The sequence below is a fragment of the Nocardioides sp. NPDC054178 genome, assembly GCF_055585005.1.
Genome location: NZ_JBVJKY010000005.1, coordinates 130653 through 143456, shown reverse-complemented (window position 1 = coordinate 143456; position 12804 = coordinate 130653). Strand labels below are relative to the sequence as shown.

12 protein-coding genes are annotated in these 12804 nt (G+C 69.9%); 8 read left to right on the top strand and 4 right to left on the bottom strand.

Features of this window, described 5'->3' with window-relative positions; all coding sequences use genetic code 11:
* Nucleotides 1-21 precede the first annotated feature (21 nt).
* Both ACZ6WN_RS19170 and ACZ6WN_RS19165 read left to right on the top strand, forming a co-directional pair.
* Nucleotides 22-1512: a Mur ligase family protein gene (locus ACZ6WN_RS19170; RefSeq protein ID WP_465866786.1), complete on the top strand. Its 1491-nt coding sequence runs from the start codon at nt 22-24 to the stop codon at nt 1510-1512.
* Nucleotides 1513-1532: 20 nt separating this feature from the next.
* On the top strand, nt 1533-2648 hold the full coding sequence (locus ACZ6WN_RS19165) for a D-alanine--D-alanine ligase family protein (protein ID WP_465866784.1): 1116 nt from the start codon (nt 1533-1535) through the stop codon (nt 2646-2648).
* A gap of 101 nt (nt 2649-2749) precedes the next feature.
* On the opposite strand, the gene ACZ6WN_RS19160 is transcribed toward ACZ6WN_RS19165, so the two are convergent.
* Both ACZ6WN_RS19160 and ACZ6WN_RS19155 read right to left on the bottom strand, forming a co-directional pair.
* A complete protein-coding gene (locus tag ACZ6WN_RS19160) occupies nt 2750-3706 on the bottom strand; it encodes a D-alanine--D-alanine ligase family protein (protein ID WP_465866783.1) in 957 nt (318 codons plus the stop codon).
* A gap of 137 nt (nt 3707-3843) precedes the next feature.
* Nucleotides 3844-4080 carry an Lrp/AsnC family transcriptional regulator gene (locus tag ACZ6WN_RS19155; protein ID WP_091049571.1) on the bottom strand — a complete coding sequence of 79 codons (237 nt, stop codon included), beginning with the start codon at nt 4078-4080 and terminating at the stop codon, nt 3844-3846.
* A 188-nt stretch (nt 4081-4268) separates the two neighbouring features.
* Between ACZ6WN_RS19155 and ACZ6WN_RS19150 the strand changes: the two genes are divergently transcribed.
* Complete coding sequence (locus tag ACZ6WN_RS19150; RefSeq protein WP_465866781.1) at nt 4269-5225, top strand: thiamine-phosphate kinase; 957 nt, start codon at nt 4269-4271, stop codon at nt 5223-5225.
* Nucleotides 5226-5393: 168 nt separating this feature from the next.
* Here the strand turns inward: ACZ6WN_RS19150 and rpmB are convergent, their stop codons facing one another.
* Both rpmB and ACZ6WN_RS19140 read right to left on the bottom strand, forming a co-directional pair.
* Entirely contained in the window at nt 5394-5579 is a 186-nt protein-coding gene (gene rpmB, locus ACZ6WN_RS19145; protein WP_141803692.1) for a 50S ribosomal protein L28, read from the bottom strand.
* Nucleotides 5580-5704: 125 nt separating this feature from the next.
* Complete coding sequence (locus tag ACZ6WN_RS19140) at nt 5705-6733, bottom strand: class I SAM-dependent methyltransferase (protein ID WP_465866780.1); 1029 nt, start codon at nt 6731-6733, stop codon at nt 5705-5707.
* 229 nt (nt 6734-6962) lie between these two features.
* Between ACZ6WN_RS19140 and ACZ6WN_RS19135 the strand changes: the two genes are divergently transcribed.
* The 5 genes from ACZ6WN_RS19135 to ACZ6WN_RS19115 all read left to right on the top strand — a co-directional run bounded on the left by ACZ6WN_RS19135 (nt 6963) and on the right by ACZ6WN_RS19115 (nt 12778).
* Complete coding sequence (locus ACZ6WN_RS19135; protein ID WP_465866779.1) at nt 6963-8597, top strand: DAK2 domain-containing protein; 1635 nt, start codon at nt 6963-6965, stop codon at nt 8595-8597.
* Nucleotides 8598-8610: 13 nt separating this feature from the next.
* Nucleotides 8611-10872: an ATP-dependent DNA helicase RecG gene (locus ACZ6WN_RS19130; RefSeq protein ID WP_465866778.1), complete on the top strand. Its 2262-nt coding sequence runs from the start codon at nt 8611-8613 to the stop codon at nt 10870-10872.
* A 9-nt stretch (nt 10873-10881) separates the two neighbouring features.
* On the top strand, nt 10882-11445 hold the full coding sequence (gene rsmD / locus ACZ6WN_RS19125; protein ID WP_465866776.1) for a 16S rRNA (guanine(966)-N(2))-methyltransferase RsmD: 564 nt from the start codon (nt 10882-10884) through the stop codon (nt 11443-11445).
* 37 nt (nt 11446-11482) lie between these two features.
* A complete protein-coding gene (gene coaD, locus ACZ6WN_RS19120; protein ID WP_465866774.1) occupies nt 11483-11974 on the top strand; it encodes a pantetheine-phosphate adenylyltransferase in 492 nt (163 codons plus the stop codon).
* Nucleotides 11975-12049: 75 nt separating this feature from the next.
* A complete protein-coding gene (locus ACZ6WN_RS19115) occupies nt 12050-12778 on the top strand; it encodes a class I SAM-dependent methyltransferase (protein ID WP_465866772.1) in 729 nt (242 codons plus the stop codon).
* Nucleotides 12779-12804 lie beyond the last annotated feature (26 nt).

The window sequence follows — 12804 nt, the reverse complement described above, 5'->3', positions numbered from 1 at the left end:
CTGAGGGGCTGAAGAAGAAGCATGTGGATCGTCCTGGTCACCTCCGCGCTGACCCTGGTCTCCTACTACCGCTGGCTGCGGGTCGCGCAGCGTGAGCACTACGAGCCGACGCGGCTGTTCGCGATCGAGTGGATCTGGATCAAGGCACGCCCGGTCGAGGCGATCCTGCTCGGCGCGGTCGTCGTGGTCTGCCTGGCCGCGTTCGTGCTGCCCTACGGCGCGCTCGTCGGCGCGCTGCTGTTCATCGGCTGGCCCGTGGGCATGTCGTTCAGCGGCGCGAAACGGCTGGTGTGGACCGACCGGGTCAAGCGCCTGGCCGGTGTGCTCTTCGTGCTGCACGCCATCGTCACCGTCGTGATCGCGCTGGTCGTCCCGGCCGCTGCGGGCCTGCTCCCGATCCTCGCGGTCCCGCTGGCCGAGGCGGCGCTGGCGATCATGTGGCCGGTCGAGAAGGCGATGGCGAAGAAGTGGCAGGTCCAGGCGGCCGCCACGATCCAGAAGGTCAGCCCGCGGATCGTCGCGATCACCGGCTCCTACGGGAAGACCTCCACCAAGAACTACGCCACCCACCTGATGCAGGGCCGCTGGTCGACGCTGGCCTCGCCGGCGAGCTTCAACAACGCGATGGGCCTCTCCCGTGCGGTCAACGACCGCCTCCAGCCCGGCACCGACATCTTCGTGGCCGAGATGGGCACCTACGGCCCCGGCGAGATCGCCGAGCTGACCGAGATCTTCCCGCCGGAGGTCGCCGCCATCACCACGATCGGCGAGGCCCACCTGGAGCGGATGAAGTCGCGCGAGACGATCGTGAAGGCCAAGTCGGAGATCCTTCCGAAGGCCTCGACCGTGGTGCTCAACATCGACGTACCCGAGCTCGCCCTCATCGCCGAGAACCTCCGCGCCAGCAAGCGCGTCATCGCCTGCTCCGCGGTCCCGGGCACCACCGCCGAGGTCGTGGTGGCGGGCTCTGCTCTGCAGATCAACGGCGAGACGTACGCCGTCCAGCTGCCCGACGAGGTCGGGCACCCGATCAACGTGGCGATCGCCGTCGGCCTCGCCCTCGCGGTCGAGGTCCCGATCGAGACGATCACCCAGCGGCTGGCCTCGATCCCCGGCACGCCCCACCGCGCCGAGGCCAACAAGACGCCCGGCGGCGTCTGGGTCATCGACGACACCTTCAACTCCAACCCGACCGGCGCCGCCGCCGCCCTCGCCAAGGCCAAGCGGCTGGCAGGGGAGTCGGGCACGGTGTGGACCATCACGCCCGGTATGGTCGAGCTGGGCACCGAGCAGGCCGCGCGCAACATCGAGTTCGCGCAGGCTGCCACGGCCTCCGACAAGATGCGCCTGTGCATCGTCGGTCGCACCAACCGAAAAGCGCTGCAGGCGGGGGAGCCTGCGCGAACCACTGCGTTCGAGAGCCGTAAGGCGGCAGCGGATCATGCGTTGACCGCGGCCAAGGAGGGCGACGTGGTGCTGTACGAGAACGACCTCCCCGACCACTACGCGTAGGACCCCCAGGAGCTTTCACCATGAGCGTAACCAAGGCCACCATCGTCTTCGGCGGTCCCAGCGCCGAGCACGACATCAGCATCCTCACCGGCCTGCAGGCCGAGCGGGTCCTCTCCGGTGCCGGCGTCGAGGTGACGTGCCTCTACTGGGCGCGCTCCGACAAGTGGTTCCTGGTGCCCGCCAAGCAGGAGGCGCGCGACTTCCTCGGCGGCGAGCCGAAGGGTTCCAAGGCCGTCGAGTTCCGCCTCGGTGCCGAGAAGGGCGACGGCTTCTACACCACCGGCGGCTTCGGTGGGGGCAAGCGCCTGGAGACCGGCCCGATCCTCTCCGCCTTCCACGGCGGCGCGGGCGAGGCCGGCGGCATCCAGTGGCTCTTCGAGCTCGCCGGCCTCAAGGCGACCGGCGCCACGCCGGCCGCGGCCGCGCTCGGCATGGACAAGCTCGCCTTCGGCGCGGTCATGCTCAACGCCGGCCTGCCGTCGCTGCAGCGCGAGCTGCTCTCGCGCTACGCCGCCCCGACCTTCGAGGGCCCCTACATCGTCAAGCCGCGCTTCGGTGGCTCTTCGATCGGCATCGAGGTCGTCGACGACTACGAGACCGGCCTGGCGCTCCTCAACACCTCGCCGCACCTGCGTGCCGGCGCGGTCGTCGAGCCGTACCGTCCCGACCTCTTCGACCTCAACGCCTCGGTGCGCACCGCGCCCGAGATCGCCGTGAGCGACGTCGAGCGCCCGCTGCGCTCGGAGGAGGCGAAGATGTACGACTACTCCGCCAAGTACGTCCACACCGACGGTCTCTCCTCCTCCCCGCGTGAGTTCCCGGCCCAGGTCGAGGAGTCGGTCACCAAGCAGATCAAGGACCTGGCCGTACGCGTCGTGGAGCTCACCGGCCTGACCGGCATCCTCCGCATCGACTTCCTCTCCGACGGCAAGGGCGAGGTCTACATCAACGAGGTCAACTCGATCCCCGGCGCCCTCTCGCTCTACCTGTGGCCCGACACCCCGGCCTCCGAGGTCCTCACCAGCGCCATCGCCGAGGCCGAGAAGCACGTCCCCCAGGTCACCCGGAACTTCGAGGAGGGCGTCGCCCTCAAGGCCGCGGGCGGTATCGCCGGCAAGCTCACCGGCCTCAGCTGAGGCCGAGTCGGCGCACGCTGACAAGAAAACGCCGAGTCGGCGCGTCATGACGCGCCGACTCGGCGTTGTTTTCGGTCAGGATGAGCCGACTCGGCAGGGGGTCAGCGGGCGAGAGCGCGCTTGAGGAGGGCGAGGGTGACCTCGCCCATCGAGGTGCCGTCGTGCTTGGCGGCGAAGGGGAAGACGCTGGTCTCGGTGGCGCCGGGGGTGATGGCGACCTCGAGGACGACGAAGCTGCCGTCGGGGGTGACCATGAAGTCGGTGCGGGAGATGTCGCGCATGCCGAGCAGCTCATGGGCGCGAACGGCGGTCTCGCCGAGCTCGGCGATCAGCGCGCCGGGGAGGTCGGGGCGGCCGAAGCCGACGAACTCGGCGGTGTAGCGCGCCGCGAAGTCGAACTCGTGGCCCTTGCTGAAGTCGATGGCCACCGGCGACAGGTACGACGGGCCCGCATCCTGCTCGTGGACGACCACGGAGACGTCGATGCCGCCGTAGAAGCGCTCGATGAGCGCCTCGTCGCAGTAGGCGTAGGTCTTGACCAGGGCGGCGGGGAGGGCGGAGAGGCCATCGACGCCGGTGACGCCGAGCGCCGAGCCGCCGCGCGAGGGCTTGACCACGACCCGCTCACCGAGCCGCGAGATGACGTGCTCCATCAGCACCGGCGCGCCGACGTCGCGGAACGTCGTGGACGACAGCGAGACCGAGTCCGGCACGGGGATCCCGCCACGGCGCAGGAGCTCGCGGGCGGCGGTCTTGTCGAACGCGACGCGGCAGGAGGTGGAGACGGTGCCGACGTACGGGATCCCGATCAGCTCCAGGAGCGTCTGGATCTCGCCGTCCTCACCGAACTGGCCGTGCAGAGCCGGCAGCGCCACGACCGCCTTGTCGCGTTCGAGGTTGTGCAGCAGCGCCCGGTCGAAGTCGTACGCAGCCACCTCCACGCCCAGCGCCGACAGCTCGCGTACGAGGTTGCGGCCAGAGGCCAGCGACACGTCGCGCTCGTGGCTCAACCCGCCGGCGATGACGGCGACAGGTCCGGGAAGAGGAGGTGTGCTCATGACTTCGTTCTAACAGACGGTGAAAGAGTTACTGGAAACGCGGGTCTCGACCCGCAGTCGCGGCTTCGCAAGCTCAGCCGCGCGCTCGCTCGACCTCCTCGCGTTTGTCCGGAGCAAGCTCCGGACAAGGCTCGGAATCAGATGTGGACGACCGGGCAGGTCAAGGTGCGGGTGATGCCTTCGAGGCTCTGGACGCGAGCCACGACGAGCTTGCCGAGCTCGTCGACGTTGCGCGCCTCGGCGCGGACGATCACGTCGTACGGACCGGTGACGTCCTCAGCCAGGGTCACGCCCTGGATCTTGCCGATCTCGGTGGCGACCTCCGCGGCCTTGCCGACGTCGGTCTGGATGAGGATGTACGCCTGTACGACCATGGTGCTGCTCCTGTTCTCCGTGCCTTCCTTGGCACAACGTCAGGCAAGTAACCTATCGCGTTATCTATCGATCGACCTACACCGACCCTGGTGATAAGACGAACGCCGCGATGACCGCGCGAAGGGCGAAGACGCGGTGATGCGTGTCCCGGTATCTCCGCGGGTCGCGAGGAGGGTTGGATGGAGCCATGGCTTTTCCGAGGGACACGACGCTCGCCGACATCGGTGAGTTCGGGCTGATCACCGAGATGACCAAGCACTTCGCCCAGGGGGAGCAGGTGCTGGTCGGTCCCGGCGACGACGCCGCGCTGGTGCGGGTCAAGCAGGGTCATGTGGTGGTCTCGACCGATCTGCTCGTCGAGGGCCGCCACTTCCGGCGGGACTGGGCCGAGGCGTCCCACATCGGCCACCGGGCGGCGGGCCAGAACCTCGCCGACATCGCCGCGATGGGTGGCGTCGCCCACTCGATGACCCTCGGTCTCGCCGTTCCATCGGATCTCCCGGCGGAGTGGGCGGTCGACTTCGCGGAGGGCTTCGCCGCGGAGTGTGCGCTGGTCGGGGCCTCCGTCGTCGGCGGTGACGTCACCGGCGCCGACCAGATCGTCATCTCCGTGACCGCCATCGGTGCGGTCGCCCAGGCACCGGTCCTGCGCTCGGGAGCGGAGCCCGGCGACGTACTCGCGCTGTGCGGCCGTCAGGGATGGGCCGCTGCCGGCCTGGCGATCCTCAAGCGAGGCTTCCGGTCACCACGCGTGCTGGTCGACGCCTACCGCCGCCCACAACCGCCGTACGCAGCCGGCCCCGCCGCCGCGGCGGCCGGTGCCTCGGCCCTGATCGACGTCTCCGACGGTCTCCTCGCCGAGGCCAGGCACATCGCCGATGCTTCCGAGGTCTCCATCGACGTGCACACCGCCGCGCTGACCGTCCCCGACGAGCTCAACGCGGTCGCCTCGGCGACCGGTGCCGACGCGCTCGCGTTCGTGCTGGGCGGGGGAGAGGACCACTCGCTGCTCGCCGCGTTCCCGCCCGATGTCGAGCTGCCGTCGGGGTGGACCGTGATCGGGACGATCGGCGAACCCGGTGGTGAGCCGGTCACGGTCGACGGCGAGGTCTACGAGGGCCCGACGGGGTGGACGCACTTCTGAGGATCGCGCGACGGTTCGTCTAGGTATGCAGCCGAACCGTCACTTCCCTGGTGGAACTCCACCAGGGAAGTGACGGCTTCCCTGCATACCTAGACGAACCAACGCCACGACCCGCCGACGACAAAGGCCGCCACCCCGAGGGGTAGCGGCCTTCGACGAAGAATCAGCTCAGCGAGCGACCTTGCCGGCCTTGATGCAGGTCGTGCAGACATTCATGCGCTTCGGGGTGCCGTTGATGACGGCGCGGACGCGCTGGATGTTGGGGTCGAAGCGGCGCCTGGTCGCCTTCTTGGACCACGGCCGGTTGTTGCCGAAGCCCGGCTTCTTGTCGCAGATGTCGCAGACGGCAGCCACCGTGAACTCCTGAGGTTGAATAGATGATCGAGGTCGATTGGATAGTGTCGGCGGGCGCGATGAACGGCTGCCCTGCCGAGACAACCGAACAAGCGTAGCCCGTCCGGCTGTGCCCGGCGAAATCGTCACTCCTCCGAGCGCCGATCCCGCCACCTGTCCAACGGTGCGGCCAGCGCGGTGGCCAGCTTCCACCGCTTCGACCCGCGCAGATCGTCGATCTCGGCGCGCCGGCCCGCGAGCTGTCGGCGCTGCGACTCCAGCCGCCGCCGCTGGTCGGCGACCACCTCGCGGAGCCGGGCGAGCTCGTCGCGCAGCTCGAGGCCCTGCTCGACCCAGTCGGGGATGGCGGGCACCGCGGGGAGGTCGGGGGAGAGGCCGCGGCGCAGCACGACGTAGAACTCGATGTCGTTCTCCGGCACGGGCAGAAGCGACTCGACCGACCAGCCGGTCAGCCCCAGGCGGCGCAGCTCGGCGATGATCTCGGGGAACGAGCGGTCGGTGTAGGTCCACACGTGGCAGTCGACGTACTCGCCGCGGCGGGCGCGCTCGACCTGGGCCCGGGTGTAGCCGAGGTCGTGGATGCAGGTCTCGGCCTCGCTCGGCCCACGGAGGTGGAGGCGCTTGGGGTCGCCGTTGACCGCACAGCGGTGGTGGTCGTAGACGGCTCGCACGGACGGGACGGTGTCGCCGGCCTCGTGGGCCTGCAGGATCTGGCCCATCGTGGTCGGCGGGCGGTGCGCGTCGAAGGTGTAGCGCCGGTCGGGGACGACCAGGACCAGGGCCCCGTCGGGAGCGAGGACGGCCTCGACCTGCGCCAGCCAGCCGACCAGGTCGGGCACGTGCTCGACGACGTGGCTGGCCAGTGCCCAGTCGAACGGAGCCCCCTTCGCCGCGGCCTCCTCGAGCGTACGCATCCGGGTGCCGTCCCACATCGGGTAGTCGATCTCGGGGATGGCCTCGCGGCTCACGTTGGGATTGTCGGTGTTGGTCTCGTAGAGCCGGTCGCGGTCGTAGAGGTCGAGATAGGAGACGTCCGCGGCATCACGAGGGACGAGCGGTCTGTGCAGGGGCCCGATCTCCAGGCCGCGGCCGGTGGAGAAGTCGAAGATTTCGGCGACGCGACGGGCGCGCGGGGTCGTGGTCGGGATCGACATCCGGAGGTCCTTCGGCGTAGGGAGGTCTCCACACTAGGGATGGATCGTCACTGCGCGGGGCATGACTCGGCAGAACCTGTTACTCGTTCGTGTCTTTGCTGCAGCCTCGGATTTGTTCACCCGTCGTTTACCCCGTACCCGGACACCGCCTACCCTGGGTGCCGCGATACCGGGATGTGTGTCCGGCGTCACGGTGTCTGGTGCAAGGTCGAGGAGTAGGGAGGGCAGCGTGGCCGAGGTCAAGCTCGATCTGTTCCGCCGGTTCGGTGACCTGGCGACCGATGCGCTCGCGTCGCACCGCGAGGAGATCGACGCGCTCAACGTCTTCCCGGTGCCCGACAGCGACACCGGCACGAATCTCTATCTCACGATCGCCGCGGCCCGTGACGGGCTGCGCGAGTTCACCGGCACCGACTGGCGCGAGGGCCTGCGCGCCTTCTCGCGGGGCGCGCTGCTGAACGCCCGCGGCAACTCGGGCGTGATCCTGGCCGAGATGATCGGCGCCCTGCTGCGCCGGCTGATCCAGGCCACCGAGGACGAGCGCACCGCCTCGGTCTTCGCCGACGCGCTGCGCAACGCCGGCAACGCCGCCTACGCCGCGGTGGGGGAGCCCCAGGAGGGCACCATGCTCAGCGTGCTCCGGGCCGCTGCGGACGCGGCTGAGGCATGCGTCGAGATCGACGAGACCGCGCGCACCCGCGACGTGATGTCGGTCGCCGCCAGTGCCGCCCGCGCCGCCCTCGCCCGTACGCAGGAGCAGCTGCCCACGCTCGCCGCCGCCGGGGTCGTCGATGCCGGTGGCCGCGGCATCTGCGTGCTCCTCGACGCCTTCGAGACCGCCCTCACCGGGCGCCGTCCCAGTCCACAGGCACCCACCCCGCACATCCCGATCCCGATCCCGGCGGACCTGGGCGGCGCCGACGGACATGCGCTGGAGCCGGGTGGCCCGGCGTACGAGGTGATGTACCTGCTCGACGCCGAGGACGCCGCGATCCCCGACCTCCGCAAGCGGCTCCAGCCGCTGGGCGACTCGCTGGTCGTGGTCGGTGGCGAGGGCATCTGGAACGTGCACGTCCACGTCGACGACGTCGGTGCCGCGATCGAGGCCGGGATCAACGCCGGGCGCCCCCACCGGATCCATGTGACCCACTTCGCCGAGCAGATCGCCGGCCAGGCCCACCGCCACGCCACCCGTAGCGGCCGGGCCGTGATCGCGTTCGCTGCCGGGCCGGGGCTGGCCGAGCTCTTCCGCGGGGCCGGTGCGATCGTGATCGAGGGCGGGCCACATCGGCGCCCGACGACCTCCGAGCTGCTCGAGGCGATCACCGCCTCCGGTGCCGACGAGGTGATCGTGCTGCCCAACGACGCCCCGACCCGGCAGTCGGCCGAGGCCGCTGCCCGCACCGCGGAGGACGACCTCGACATCAGCGTCGCGGTGATCTCGACCCGCAGCCAGGTGCAGGGACTGGCGGCGATCGCGGTCCACGAGCCCGGCCGGAAGTTCGACAAGGACGTGCTGGAGATGACCGCCACCGCGCGACACGCGCGGCACGGTGCGGTCACGATCTCGAACACCCGAGCGATTACGATGGCTGGGCCGTGCATGCCGGGTGACGCGCTCGGGGTGCTCGACGGAGACTTCGTCAAGGTCGGCCAGGACCTGGAGAGATGTGCGACCTACGTGCTCGCCCGGCTCATCGGGGGTGGTGGCGAGCTGGTGACGCTGGTCTCCGGCCTCGAGGACCCCAACGGCGAGCTCGCCCGAGGGGTCGCGGCGTGGCTGGCTGCCAACCATCCGGCCGTTGATGTGATGGTGTACGACGGAGGCCAGGAGCGCTACCCCCTCCTGATGTCGGTCGAGTAGAGGAGAAGAGACGGTGCCGATCACCCTCGAGTCCCCGATCGAGGCCGTGCTGGGCAACAGCAAGCACGCCACGAAGTTCACCAAGGGTCTCGGGCTGCGCACCGTGGGCGACCTGCTCCACCACTTCCCGCGGCGCTACCTGCGCACCGCCGATCTCAGCCAGACGCCGCAGCTGCACGAGGGCGAGATGCTCACCGTGCTCGGCGAGGTGGTCCGCAGCGTGGTCCGCCAGCACACCGACCGCCGTACCGGCCGGCCCGCCTACCGCGTCGAGACCCAGCTCAAGGCCGGCACCGCCGACCTGCAGCTCACCTTCTTCTCCAAGTCCCAGCGGATCGCCGAGTGGCGCCGCGGCGTGCTCGCCCCGGGCGTCCGCGGCGTCTTCGTCGGCAAGGCCGGGTCCTTCCGTGGCGAGTGGCAGCTGGCCAACCCGCAGATGGTCGTCTTCGGCGACGACGACGCCGAGAACGCCGCCGAGGCCGCCGACAACCAGATGGCGGTCGAGGAGCTGACCGAGCTCTTCCCGATCTACCCGCTCACCGCCGGTCTCCAGCACTGGGACGTGATGCGCGCCGTGCGGTTCGCCCGGCAGGTCGTCGAGGACGTGACCGACGTGCTCCCCGAGCAGCTCCGGGAGACGTACGCCGTCCCGGGGCTGCGCGACGCGCTGGACCTCATCCACGCGCCCCATGAGCTCAAGGACGTCCAGCGTGCCCAGCGCCGGTTCCGGTTCGAGGAGGCGCTCGGGCTGCAGCTGGTCCTCGGCCGCCGGCGAAGGGCTCTGCAGGCGCTGGGCACCACCGCCCGCACCGGCGGGGTCCATCACCTGCTCGAGGCCTTCGACGAGCGGCTGCCGTTCACCCTCACCAAGGGGCAGGAGACGATCGGGGAGGAGCTCGAGGCCGCGCTGGCCCAGCCCCACCCGATGAACCGGCTGCTCCAGGGTGAGGTCGGCTCCGGCAAGACGCTGGTCGCGCTGCGCGCGATGCTGCGGGTCGTCGACTCCGGGGGACAGGCCGCGCTGCTGGCGCCGACCGAGGTGCTCGCCCAGCAGCACTACCGCTCGATCACCACGATGCTCGGCGACCTGGCCGCGAGCGGCTTGGCCGGCGGGCTCTTCGCCGGCGACCAGGAGCAGACCCATGTCGAGCTGCTGACCGGCTCGATGACCAAGACCCAGCGCAAGGGGCCGCTGAGCCGGATCGCCACCGGCGAGGCCGGGATCGTCGTCGGCACCCACGCCCTGCTGCAGGACCAGGTGATGTTCGACGACCTCGGCCTGGTCGTCGTCGACGAGCAGCACCGCTTCGGCGTCGAGCAGCGCGCCGCCCTGACCGACAAGGCCGGCACCCCGCCGCACCTGCTGGTGATGACCGCGACGCCGATCCCGCGCACGGTCGCGATGACGGTCTTCGGCGACCTCGAGGTCTCCACGCTCACCGAGCTCCCGGCCGGCCGCGCCGAGATCCAGACCAACCTGGTCTCGCTCGTCGACCACCCGGCCTGGATCCAACGGGTGTGGGAGCGCGTCAAGGAAGAGGTCGAGAAGGGCCACCAGGTCTACGTCGTCGCCCCGCGGATCAGCGGCGACGAGTCCGAGCAGGGGGAGAGCGACCAGCGCGACTTCGATGCCGACGGCAACGAGGTCGCCTCCGCGCCGGGTCGGCTCTCCGCCGTCGACGAGGTCACCGAGGAGCTGACCACCGGTCCGCTGCAGGGGCTGAGCGTCGCCAAGCTCCACGGCAAGCTCCCCGCCGAGGAGAAGGAGCGCACGATGAGCGCCTTCGCCGCCGGTGACATCGATGTGCTGATCGCCACCACCGTGATCGAGGTCGGCGTGGACGTACCCAACGCCACCACCATGGTCATCCTCGACGCCGACCGCTTCGGGGTCTCCCAGCTCCACCAGCTGCGCGGCCGGGTCGGCCGTGGCGGGCTGCACGGGCTGTGCCTGCTGGTCTCCCACGCCGAGGCCGGCACCCCGGCCAGGACCCGCCTCGACGCGGTCGCCCAGACCACCGACGGCTTCGAGCTGTCCCGGGTCGACCTCGACCAGCGCCGCGAGGGCGACGTGCTCGGCGCCTCCCAGTCGGGCCGGCGCTCGAGCCTGGAGAGCCTGCGTGTGCTCCGTGACGAGGAGACCATCCTGGAGGCGCGCGAGGCGGCCGAGGCACTGCTCGAGGCCGACCCTGATCTCACGACCGCACCGCTCCTGGCCGAGCGGGTCACCGAGATCGAGGAGTCCGCTTCCGCTGACTACTTGGAAAAGTCCTAAGGTGTCCCAATGACTCGGATCATCGGTGGCGTCGCAGGAGGGCGACGCCTACTCGCTCCCAAGGGGGTGCGGACCCGTCCGACCACCGATCGGGTCCGTGAGGCGCTCTTCTCGGCGATCGAGTCCTCCTACGGCTCCCTGGCCGGCCTGCGCTTCCTCGACCTCTACGCCGGCACCGGCGCGGTCGGGCTGGAGGCATGGTCCCGCGGGGCCGGGGTGGTGACCCTGGTCGAGTCGGACCGGCGTACGGCCGGGGTGATCCGTTCGAACGCGAAGGAGCTCGGCTTCCCGCGGGCCAACGTGGTCGCGGCCACCGTGGCGAGCACCTTGGTGACGCCGCCGACGGCTCCCTACGACATGGTCTTCCTAGACCCGCCCTACCCGCTCTCCGACGACGCCGTCGCCGAGGACATCGCGCTGCTGGTCAAGCACGGCTGGCTGGTGCCGGGCGCCCTGGTCGTCGTCGAGCGGTCGGCGCGGAGCCCCGAGCCGGTCTGGCCCGACGGGTTCACCGACCAGAGGTCGAAGAAGTACGGCGAGACCACGCTCTGGTACGGCATCGCGCCGGATTGATCCCAGGGACGGACCGACCGAAAGAGAGAGAATGACAATGACGCGTCGTGCGGTGTGCCCCGGGTCGTTCGACCCGCCCACGTTGGGCCACCTCGACATCTTCACCCGTGCCTCGGCGATCTTCGACGAGGTCGTCGTCGCCGTCGGGGTCAACCCGTCGAAGTCGAAGCGCCTGTTCACCGCCGAGGAGCGGATGGAGATGATCGCCGAGGTGACCGCTCCGCTGGGCAACGTACGGGTCCAGGGGTTCACCGGGCTGGTCACCGACTTCTGTGTCGAGATCGACGCCCAGGCGATCGTGAAGGGGCTGCGTGGCGCACCCGACCTGGAGTACGAGGCGCCGATGGCGCAGATGAACGCCCACATGACCGGCGTCGAGACCGTCTTCCTGCTCAACGACCCGCGCTGGGCGGCGGTCTCCTCCTCGCTGGTCAAGGAGATGGCCCATTTCGGTGGGGATGTGTCGGCTTTCCTGCCGCCGGATGTTCTTGCACGACTCACCAAGCGTTTGGCAGAACGTTCCGAGTAAGGGGCACCGTTCGCCGGTATCGTTCACTGGGCAGTCCTTCCCAGGGCTCCCCGACAATCCCTTCTCTGGAGATCAATGTCCACCTCAGGCCGTTCGCCGCTTTCCTTGGCCAAGCAGTCCTACGCCGCCTCCCTCAAGGCCGTCGGTCGCGGGCTGACGAAGACCGGACTCGCGAAGGAGACCGCACCGCCGGTCGAGCAGCGCTGGCGCCACTGGGCCCACTCGCTCACCAAGGTCTACGACTCCCTGGCGATGGCGAAGCTCGACGTACCGTGGTGGACCTACGACGCGATCACCGCCGTCGACGCCTGGCTGAGCGAGCGTGAGCGCCCGATCCGGGTCTATGAGTACGGCTCCGGTGCCTCCACCATCTGGCTCTCGCGTCGCGTCGACGAGATCCACTCCGTCGAGCACCACCGGGGCTTCGGCGAGATGATGCAGGCCGAGCTCGCCGGCGAGGAGAGGGTCTCGCTGCGGATCATCGAGCCGGTCGAGTCCTCGAACCCGGTCGTTCCCTCGCAGAAGGAGGGCCACGCCGGCCTCGACTTCGAGGCGTACGTCAACTCCATCGACGACGTCGACGGCGAGTTCGACCTCGTGGTGATCGACGGGCGTGCCCGTGAGGCATGCCTGGAGAAGGCCAAGGACCGGCTCGCTCCCGGCGGGATCATCGTCTTCGACAACAGCCGCCGCAAGCGCTACGTCGAGGCCATCGCCGCCTCGGGGATGAAGGAGACCATCCACGCCGGTCTCACCCCGACCCTGCCCTACCCCGAGCGCACCTCGGTCCTGACGAAGGGCTGAGACCCAGGTCATCCCGGGCGCCCGGC

Excerpts from the sequence above, each read along its gene's own strand:
- ACZ6WN_RS19155 (WP_091049571.1), bottom strand. The coding sequence starts at position 4,080 with ATGGTCGTACAGGCGTACATCCTCATCCAGACCGACGTCGGCAAGGCC.
- ACZ6WN_RS19160 (WP_465866783.1), bottom strand. The coding sequence starts at position 3,706 with ATGAGCACACCTCCTCTTCCCGGACCTGTCGCCGTCATCGCCGGCGGG.
- ACZ6WN_RS19140 (WP_465866780.1), bottom strand. The coding sequence starts at position 6,733 with ATGTCGATCCCGACCACGACCCCGCGCGCCCGTCGCGTCGCCGAAATC.
- ACZ6WN_RS19115 (WP_465866772.1), top strand. The coding sequence starts at position 12,050 with ATGTCCACCTCAGGCCGTTCGCCGCTTTCCTTGGCCAAGCAGTCCTAC.
- rsmD (WP_465866776.1), top strand. The coding sequence starts at position 10,882 with ATGACTCGGATCATCGGTGGCGTCGCAGGAGGGCGACGCCTACTCGCT.
- ACZ6WN_RS19170 (WP_465866786.1), top strand. The coding sequence starts at position 22 with ATGTGGATCGTCCTGGTCACCTCCGCGCTGACCCTGGTCTCCTACTAC.
- coaD (WP_465866774.1), top strand. The coding sequence starts at position 11,483 with ATGACGCGTCGTGCGGTGTGCCCCGGGTCGTTCGACCCGCCCACGTTG.
- ACZ6WN_RS19150 (WP_465866781.1), top strand. The coding sequence starts at position 4,269 with ATGGCTTTTCCGAGGGACACGACGCTCGCCGACATCGGTGAGTTCGGG.
- ACZ6WN_RS19165 (WP_465866784.1), top strand. The coding sequence starts at position 1,533 with ATGAGCGTAACCAAGGCCACCATCGTCTTCGGCGGTCCCAGCGCCGAG.